The 8,668-nt window shown below is 42.0% G+C and carries 7 protein-coding genes; 3 read left to right on the top strand and 4 right to left on the bottom strand.

From position 1 onward, the window contains the following. A partial coding sequence (locus E1160_RS13500) for a division plane positioning ATPase MipZ (protein WP_155156040.1) occupies positions 1-829 on the bottom strand: 829 nt, incomplete at its 3' end. A gap of 113 nt (positions 830-942) precedes the next feature. Beyond that, entirely contained in the window at positions 943-3,300 is a 2,358-nt protein-coding gene (locus tag E1160_RS13495) for a Tex family protein (RefSeq protein ID WP_155156038.1), read from the bottom strand. A gap of 130 nt (positions 3,301-3,430) precedes the next feature. On the opposite strand from E1160_RS13495, the gene hrpB reads away from it, so the two are divergent. Continuing rightward, the gene (hrpB, locus tag E1160_RS13490; RefSeq protein ID WP_155156036.1) at positions 3,431-5,947 is read left to right on the top strand and encodes an ATP-dependent helicase HrpB; all 2,517 of its coding nucleotides are present in this window, start codon (positions 3,431-3,433) and stop codon (positions 5,945-5,947) included. Positions 5,948-5,950: 3 nt separating this feature from the next. Here hrpB and E1160_RS13485 read toward each other — a convergent pair whose 3' ends face one another. Both E1160_RS13485 and E1160_RS13480 read right to left on the bottom strand, forming a co-directional pair. Then, positions 5,951-6,409, bottom strand: a complete 459-nt coding sequence (locus E1160_RS13485) for a PAS domain-containing protein (protein ID WP_155156034.1) — start codon at positions 6,407-6,409, stop codon at positions 5,951-5,953. A gap of 132 nt (positions 6,410-6,541) precedes the next feature. Then, a complete protein-coding gene (locus tag E1160_RS13480) occupies positions 6,542-7,546 on the bottom strand; it encodes a 4-hydroxyproline epimerase (RefSeq protein WP_155156032.1) in 1,005 nt (334 codons plus the stop codon). A gap of 188 nt (positions 7,547-7,734) precedes the next feature. Between E1160_RS13480 and E1160_RS17175 the strand changes: the two genes are divergently transcribed. Together E1160_RS17175 and E1160_RS17170 are read left to right on the top strand one after the other, a co-directional pair. Further along, positions 7,735-8,100 (top strand): EamA family transporter, encoded by a 366-nt coding sequence (locus E1160_RS17175; protein ID WP_218048898.1) that lies wholly within the window; start codon positions 7,735-7,737, stop codon positions 8,098-8,100. An 11-nt stretch (positions 8,101-8,111) separates the two neighbouring features. Beyond that, positions 8,112-8,603: a DMT family transporter gene (locus E1160_RS17170; RefSeq protein ID WP_328597157.1), complete on the top strand. Its 492-nt coding sequence runs from the start codon at positions 8,112-8,114 to the stop codon at positions 8,601-8,603. The last annotated feature ends 65 nt before the right edge of the window (positions 8,604-8,668 follow it).

Here is an 8,668-nt window from a genome sequence, read left to right as displayed (position 1 = left end):
CGTCTAACCTTTTTGTTACTCTCGGCAACCATAAAGTGCGCAATATTTCTCTAATCTCTTGACGAGCTGCAATATGTGAAAGCGAAACTCTTTCGCCTGGCATTTTCGACTCAATCATATCTAGAACTGTTCGTCCGGTTGGAAATAGTTCCCGATAAATTGCACGTTCAGAGATACCCGGCGCTATACGAAACCCCATTTTATTGGAAAGAATAGCTAAAGCATCTAATATTCTAGCTGTATTTCTTGAACGCGAATTACCCAACCTATTACGCAAAACAATCCAATCCATGCCAGCGCGATCACGTTCAAATCTTTTTTGTCGTTGAGTCATGACAATACGTGCGTAATGATTTGGTTTACACTCTTCGATTGGTCCGTCATCCACCTCAACCAAAAGATCAAGATCAATAAAACTGTCATTCATAGGTGTCACCAAACTATCAGCAAATGTATGTCCGATACGTGATACATGAACATCCGCCCCAGGTGTATCCATAATGATAAAATCATATGAATCTCGAAAAGCCTCAATTTGACTTTCCAATTGTTGTGACATATCTCGTTTAGCTTCTTCCATGCTATCAAAAGCACTATTCACTAAACAAGTATGAGTAGGCATCGGAAGCCAAACGCCCTTATTCTCACAATGCTTTTTCCGATTTTCCAGATATCTGGTTAAGCTTTTCTGATTTATATCTAAGTCGATGGTGGCGACGGTAAAGCCAAGTCGCAACAACCCAATAGCCGAATGAAAAGCAGCGGTCGTCTTACCAGACCCACCTTTTTCATTCCCAAACAGAATGACATGAGCTTTATGATCTGCCACATAACACCTTAAAATGGTTTAATTCATTGAAGATTAAACAAGCTATTACGAAAGGCAAAGTAAAAAATGATAAAGAGAGAGTTTAGATTCCCTCTCTCTTTATCAACAAAGCATTATTTTTTCTTAGATTGTGCCTTTGCAAAAGCCGCTGCAAATGCATTATTTTGCATTGATGGCTGACTTGAAGAAGACTGACCTTTCCCCTTACCCATAGCATTCTTATTCTTATTTTGCTTGGCTGCAGGACGTTTATGAGTATTGGATTTAATATCTTGCTTACCCTGTCCTGCTTCCGGACTATCTCCCATCCGCATAGATAAGGAAATGCGTTTACGTGCGATATCCACTTCCATGACTTTCACTTGGACAATATCGCCCGGCTTCACCACCTCTCGCGGATCACTTACAAAACGATCAGCCAATGCGGAAACATGCACCAAACCATCTTGATGCACACCTACATCAACAAAAGCGCCGAAATTCGCCACATTGGTCACAACGCCTTCCAAGCGCATACCCGGCTTCAAATCTTTAACTTCTTCCACACCTTCTTGGAAAGTCGCTGTCTTGAATTCCGGGCGTGGGTCGCGTCCCGGCTTTTCCAGTTCTTGCAAAATATCCTTAACTGTTGGCTCACCAAATTTATCTGTAGTGAAATCATTTGCCGCTAATGTGCGGATAATAGATGCATCCCCCATAAGGTTTTTAATATTACTGTTTGTCGCTGTTAGAATCTTCTCAACGACTGGGTAAGCTTCTGGATGTACGGAAGAGCGATCCAAAGGATTATCGCCTTCCATCACTTTTAGGAAGCCAGCACATTGTTCAAATGCCTTGTCACCAAGACGCGGAACCGCCTTTAAATCTTCACGGTTAGCAAAGGCACCATTCGCTTCGCGATAGGCAACAATACTTTCCGCCAGAGCAGGACCAACACCGGCAACACGGGCCAAGAGCGGCGCCGAAGCCGTGTTTAAATCAACACCCACTGCGTTCACACAATCTTCAACAACTGTATCCAGCATGCGGTTTAACTTAAACTCACTCACATCATGTTGATATTGTCCAACACCAATAGATTTAGGATCAATTTTCACCAATTCCGCCAACGGATCTTGTAGACGGCGGCCAATTGATGCTGCTCCACGTAAAGATACATCTACGTCCGGTAATTCACGACTGGCGAATTCAGACGCGGAATACACAGATGCACCTGCCTCTGAAACCATCACGGGTGTGATTTTCAATTCTGGATGTTTTTTCTTTAACTCATTTGCTAATTGCTCAGTTTCACGCGACGCAGTGCCATTACCAATAGCAACTAAATCAATATTAAAGCGCAAACAAAGTGCTGCTAATACTGCTAGGGATTGATCCCATTGTTGTTGTGGTTGATGCGGATAAATAGTAGTTGTTTCCATCAACTTGCCTGTAGCATCCACCACAGCAACTTTCACCCCTGTTCTGAACCCCGGATCAAGCGCCAATGTTGGTCGACTGCCCGCAGGTGCCGCCAATAATAAGTCACGCAAATTCTTTGCGAAGACAAGAATAGCTTCTTCTTCCGCATCTTCCCATAGGCGACGCATCAACTCCATCTCAATATAAAGCGATAACTTAATGCGCCATGCCCAGCGTGCAGTATCTTGTAACCATTTATCAGCCGCACGTCCTTCATTGCTTAACCCAAAATGCGTAGCAACTTTCATCTCACAAGGGTGTGGTGTTGAGCGGTCTTCAGGATCTCCGACAACGATAGAAGCTTGCAAAATTTCTTCTTTACGACCTCGGAAAATCGCCAATGCACGATGCGAAGGTACTTTATTTACAGGTTCTTCATAATCAAAGTAATCAGCAAACTTCTCGCCTTCCTTGGCTTTGCCTTCCACAAGTTTGGAGGTCAGTTTACCTTCCGTCCATATATAATCACGTAATTTACCGACAAGCGCGGCATCTTCTGCAAAACGTTCCACCAAGATTTGGCGCGCACCATCAAGGGCCGCCTTCACATCGGCAACACCTTTTTCATCATCCAAATATTTTGCAGCTTCTATTTCAGGGTCCAAAGTTGGCGTATCAAACAAGTCATTTGCCAATGGTTCTAGGCCTGCTTCCCGGGCGATTTGAGCTTTGGTACGACGTTTCGGTTTATAAGGTAAATATAAATCCTCTATCACAGACTTACTGTCAGCAAATTCTATAGACTTACGCAGCTCATCTGTGAGTTTGCCTTGTTCATCAATTGATTTAAGAATGGTTTCACGACGGCTATCTAACTCACGCATATATCCTAGACGTTCTTCCAGCTTACGAAGCTGGGCATCGTCTAAACCACCAGTTACCTCTTTACGATAACGTGCAATAAACGGCACTGTCGCCCCACCGTCTAAAAGTTCCATCACAGAAGCAATTTGAGCTTCTCGCACTTCTAACTCTTTTGCCAAACGTGTGGTAAGAGGCTGTACTGCCATGAAATAGTCTCCATAAGAAATCAATAAATTAACAGCAATCTTTTTGCGTAAGATTCGGCATCCCGACAAGTCGCTCAAATAACAATATTTTGGGTTTTATTTCTAAACAGAGGCTTATAAACTGCACATCATGAATGATCTTGCCTCAAACCTTCCAATCAAAGATGTTTTACCAGAACTCCTTTCATCTCTGAAAGACACTAACCGCCTTGTAGTGCAAGCTCCTCCGGGCGCAGGTAAAACCACTGCGATTCCACTTGCTCTACTGAAAGAAGAATGGACCGCAGATGGAAAAATCCTGATGTTGGAACCTCGGCGATTAGCGGCAAAAAACGCCGCTCGACATATGGCAAATATATTAGGTGAAGAAGTTGGTGAAACTATTGGCTATCGTGTTCAGATGGACAATTGCGTCGGAGACGGAACGCGTTTGGAAATTCTGACAGAGGGTATTCTTACACGACGCCTTCAAAGTGATCCTGAATTGACCGGTATTTCTGCAATTATCTTTGATGAATTTCATGAAAGAAGTTTGCAGGCTGATTTGGGTTTAGCTCTTTCTATCGACTGCCAAGAAGGCTTGCGCGATGATTTAAAAATCATTGTTATGTCTGCGACTTTGGATGGCCAAGGCATATCGACTTTGTTGGACAATGCTCCGATTATAACAAGTGAAGGCCGCGCTTTTCATGTTGAAACAAAATATCTAGGCAAGCCAAAAACCAATCGTTGGGGCCAAACTGATATCGTTTCAGCAACTGTCAGTGCAATCAAGCAAGCTTTAAAAGAAGAAACAGGCAGTATTCTTACCTTTCTTCCAGGAGAAGGTGAAATTCGAAAAGTTGAAGCAGAATTAAAACATTTAAAATTACCTCAAAATTGCTTTATCGCCCCTCTATTCGGCGCCATGCCACTTGCCGAACAAGATAAAGCAATTCGCCCTACATCAGCAGATCAACGAAAAATTGTGTTATCCACCAATATTGCTGAGACGAGCTTGACGATTAACGGTATCCGGATCGTTATTGATAGTGGTTATAGACGTATTGCCAAATACAATCCCAATAATGGCCTTACACGACTTGAAACTAAACAAATTTCAATGGCATCTGCTACACAGCGCCAAGGTCGCGCAGGTCGTGTAGAAACGGGTATTTGTTATCGCCTATGGGATAAACACGCCGAAGGCGGTATGGAAAGTTTTGATGTACCAGAAATACTCGAAGCAGATCTTTCTAGCTTAGCGCTTGATCTAGCGAATTGGGGAATAAAAGAGCCAACGGAACTAAAATGGCTGGACGTTCCCAATAAAGCTTTGCTTCAACAAGCTAGAGACCTGTTGATCAATCTTGAGATTTTAGATCAAGATTTACGAATTACGAAACACGGTAAACAAACTGCCCGCATGCCAATGCATCCTCGTCTTGGTCATATGATCCTCGTTGCAAACCAATATGGGTTGGCGAAAGAAGCATGTGATCTTGCCGCAATATTAAGTGAAAGAGATTTCTTAAATGATCGTCAAAATTCAAGTTTGATAGATCGGATTAAGGCTTTACCGAATAACCCAAAGTCCAAACGCATCAAAGCTTTATCTAGACATTGGTTTAGTCGGGTATCAAAAAATTCAAAAATTAAATCATCGGTTATAAATGAAGACTTGGAAAGCCAGTTTGGTTTACTTCTATCTCTTGCTTACCCTGACCGCATTGCCTTGCTGCGCAAACCAAAAGAGAGTCGCTATCAAATGTCCAATGGACGCGGGGCAAGCCTCGAAGAGACCGATAAATTACACGGGAATGCCTGCCTATGTATTGCGGATTTATCCGGTGAAGGGCGCGACAGTAAAATTCGTATGGCTGCCCCAATTAGCGTCATAAGTTTAAAAGAGTTCTATAAGGATAGTTTAGAAGAAGGTTCTTTCGCCACTTGGGATAAAAGAACCCGATCAATTCTAGCAAGAAAACAAACACGTCTTGGTAAATTGATACTTTCGGATGAAACGAGTAACGACCTTCCAAATGATCAAATAGAGGCAGCTATTTATATTGGCATCCGAGATTTAGGCTTACGAGCTTTACCATGGCACAAAGAAAGTAAAAGCTTACTTGCGCGAATGCGCTGCGCGCATTTCCTCGATAAACAGAACTGGCCTGATGTAAGTGACGAAACACTTCTTTCCTCTCTAGAGGAATGGTTATCTCCTTATTTATCTCCTTTATTAAATTCTGTAAGAAAACTAGAAGATTTAGCTTCTTTGGATTTAACATCAATTCTACTGAGTTTACTGGATTGGTCACAACAACAGGAATTGGACAAATTCATTCCAAGTCATTGGCAAGTCCCAAGTGGCTCACGCATTCGTATTGATTATGAAAATATGGAAGCACCTGTTCTCGCGGTAAAGCTACAAGAAATGTTTGGTGCTACGGAAACACCTGTCGTTGGGAATGGAAAACTACCATTAACACTACATCTATTAAGCCCGGCTCAGCGACCTCTTCAGGTAACGCAAAATTTAGTCAGCTTTTGGTCAGATAGCTATCATGCAGTGAAGGCTGAAATGAAAGGTCGATATCCTAAACATCCTTGGCCTGATGATCCTATGTCACATCAAGCGACAGCAAAAATCAAAAAACGCTTATAAATGTTAGATAGCAATAAAATAGGAAAGCCCTAAGAGAATATTAACTTCGTCACCATCTTCTGATAAGGGTAATAGAAGGCGTTCATAATGAACAAAGTCTTTTGACATCCAAGACGCGGATTGCTTGGAATAAATTACAGAAAAACTATTGGCGACTTCGCAATAGATATCCCAAAGCTCATCCGCCTCTGTTCCGCGATACATCTTGCTAAAATAATCACCCGTATTGTCACGGCCCATCACATCAACAAGATGGGTACCATGAAGGCGCATTTTAAAGTCAATTGGATTACGTATTACATCAAACATAAACATATGAGGTAACAAGTCGCGCAACTCTATCGGATCAATATCTTTCCGTGAGGGAGCTTTACGTCCCCCGCGCTTATCATCCCAATAGGCATATAATTTTTTATGCCCTTCATTCTCTAAATCTTGAAGGGAGCCTACAAGGCAGCGCATTCCAAAATATCCTTAATTCTCTAGTATCTTCAGACGTTCGGAAACTATATCACGGTACCTTAGTAATCAATACTTATAAGATGGATATAACATCAAATTTGTTTAAATTATTAATAGAAGGCTTAATGTAGATTACACAACCTGAAAACCATGCGCATAAGGATCACGATCATCAATATAAATCGTATTTAAACCATGTACACGCGCCCAGCCTCGAATAGATGGGATTATGCCGCTAAAATCGCCGATCTGTGCAGTATCTTCCACACGCCCAACAAACATACTGCCAATAATGCTTTCATGCACAAATTCATCACCTACTTTTAACATACCTTGAGCATATCTTTGCGCCATCCGCGCGGAGGTACCGGTTCCACAGGGGGATCGATCAATTGCTTTATCCCCATAAAAAACAGCATTTCGTGCATGCGATTCTGGTTGAGTTGGCTCGCCTGTCCATTGCATATGGGATAGCCCCCTAATTGTTGAATTTTCTGGATGAACGAACTCATATTTTTCATTAAGTAAATTCCGCAATTTCAAACTCATACGGATCAAGTCTCCGCCGGAATAATCCGCCATATCTCTGAAGTTATCTTGTGGCCCAACGATAGCGTAAAAATTCCCACCATAAGCAACATCAACCTTTAAATGCCCTAGTTCAGGGCACTCAATATCCAAACCTTCAGAATGTAGGAAGCTTGCAACATTTCGAATACGCACCCATTCAACCAAACCATCATCATTCATTTCATAATCAGCAACAACCAAACCCGCTGGCGTATCCAAACGCAATACACCAGGTTCCCTTGGCGTTACCAATCCATGCTCTAACGCTATTGTTACCGTGCCAATCGTGCCATGGCCGCACATAGGTAAACAGCCACTTGTCTCAATAAAAAGAATGCCGACATCGCAATCTTCACGACAAGGTGGATACAAGATTGAACCAGACATCATATCGTGACCGCGTGGCTCAAACATGAGACCGGTTCTGATCCAGTCATATGCAGCCAAAAAATGCTGACGGCGCTCTGACATTGTATCCCCGTTAAGATCAGGGCCGCCCGTTTTGACTACTCGGACAGGATTCCCACATGTGTGGCCGTCAATACATTCAAAAACATGTCTCGCCATTTATTTTCCTTCGCCAGTAACGATTTCATCTTAATACATTTGATATATTACTGATATATTAGTAAGGGTAAAGTAAATTCTTGTGCGTAATTGTCACAATTCCTTGCCAAACAAAAGAGTTACTGTTCAATACTGTAATATGCGAATAATTGATAACTTTACAAAATTTCCAAATGAAAGAAGTTCTTATGCCTCAGAATCAAAATGTCTATCTTGCAGCTTTATGGACCGCAGGAGCGCTGATCTCTTTCATGATTATGGCTGTTGGTGGGCGTGAAGCAGCCGCAGAATTAAATACATTTCAAATTCTATTTTTTCGAAGCATCGTAGGTTTTGTAATAGTCTCTACTCTTTTGAGCTATTTTGGCTGGGGGCAAGTGCGCACTACCAAATTAAAACTACATATTTTTCGCAATCTTGCCCATTACGTTGGGCAATATGGTTGGTTCTTTGGGATAGCAGTTATTCCTTTGGCAGAAGTGTTTGCTATTGAATTTACGACGCCAATCTGGATTGCTGTCATGGCAGTTATGTTTCTTGGTGAGAAGCGCTAACCCCCTCTAAAATCATTGCTATCACACTTGGTTTCGCAGGCATTTTAATCATCATCAAACCAGGTGCGGAAATTATAAATTATGCATCTCTTGCCGTTTTAATCAGTGCTATTGGATATGCTATCTCCCACTCGATGACCAAACATTTAACTTCATTTGATAGTCCACTTTGTATTATTTTTTACATGATTGCTATTCAGCTTCCAATTAGCTTTTTCCCTGCATTGGATGATTGGGTTTGGCCTTCATTATACACTTGGTTCTGGCTGATCATTCTTGGGAGCACAGCTCTTTCTGCCCATTATTGTCTGGCACATGCTTTTAGACATGCAGATGCCACTGTCGTCGTCCCAATGGACTTTATGCGCCTCCCGCTTGTGACTGCTATTGGTTACCTCGTTTATAATGAAACTGTTGACGTATGGCTTTTTATCGGGGCGTTTATAACTTTATGTGGAAATATGATAAATATTCGCTCCGCCCGAAAAAATGAAAAATTATAGCACCCTGCTTTTTTACGCTATAAACGCCATAAACTTGACATGTAGCGCCAAAAATTTATACCAGA

This window comes from Curvivirga aplysinae (assembly GCF_009711445.1).
GTDB lineage: Bacteria > Pseudomonadota > Alphaproteobacteria > UBA8366 > Aestuariispiraceae > Curvivirga > Curvivirga aplysinae.
The sequence above is the reverse complement of the archived record's forward strand: the minus strand, read 5'-3'. Positions and strand labels throughout refer to the sequence as shown.

Bases quoted from the DNA above. Each gene is read 5' to 3' on its own strand.
- E1160_RS13495 (WP_155156038.1), bottom strand. From the start codon at position 3,300: ATGGCAGTACAGCCTCTTACCACACGTTTGGCAAAAGAGTTAGAAGTG.
- hrpB (WP_155156036.1), top strand. From the start codon at position 3,431: ATGAATGATCTTGCCTCAAACCTTCCAATCAAAGATGTTTTACCAGAA.
- E1160_RS13485 (WP_155156034.1), bottom strand. From the start codon at position 6,409: ATGCGCTGCCTTGTAGGCTCCCTTCAAGATTTAGAGAATGAAGGGCAT.
- E1160_RS13480 (WP_155156032.1), bottom strand. From the start codon at position 7,546: ATGGCGAGACATGTTTTTGAATGTATTGACGGCCACACATGTGGGAAT.
- E1160_RS17175 (WP_218048898.1), top strand. From the start codon at position 7,735: ATGCCTCAGAATCAAAATGTCTATCTTGCAGCTTTATGGACCGCAGGA.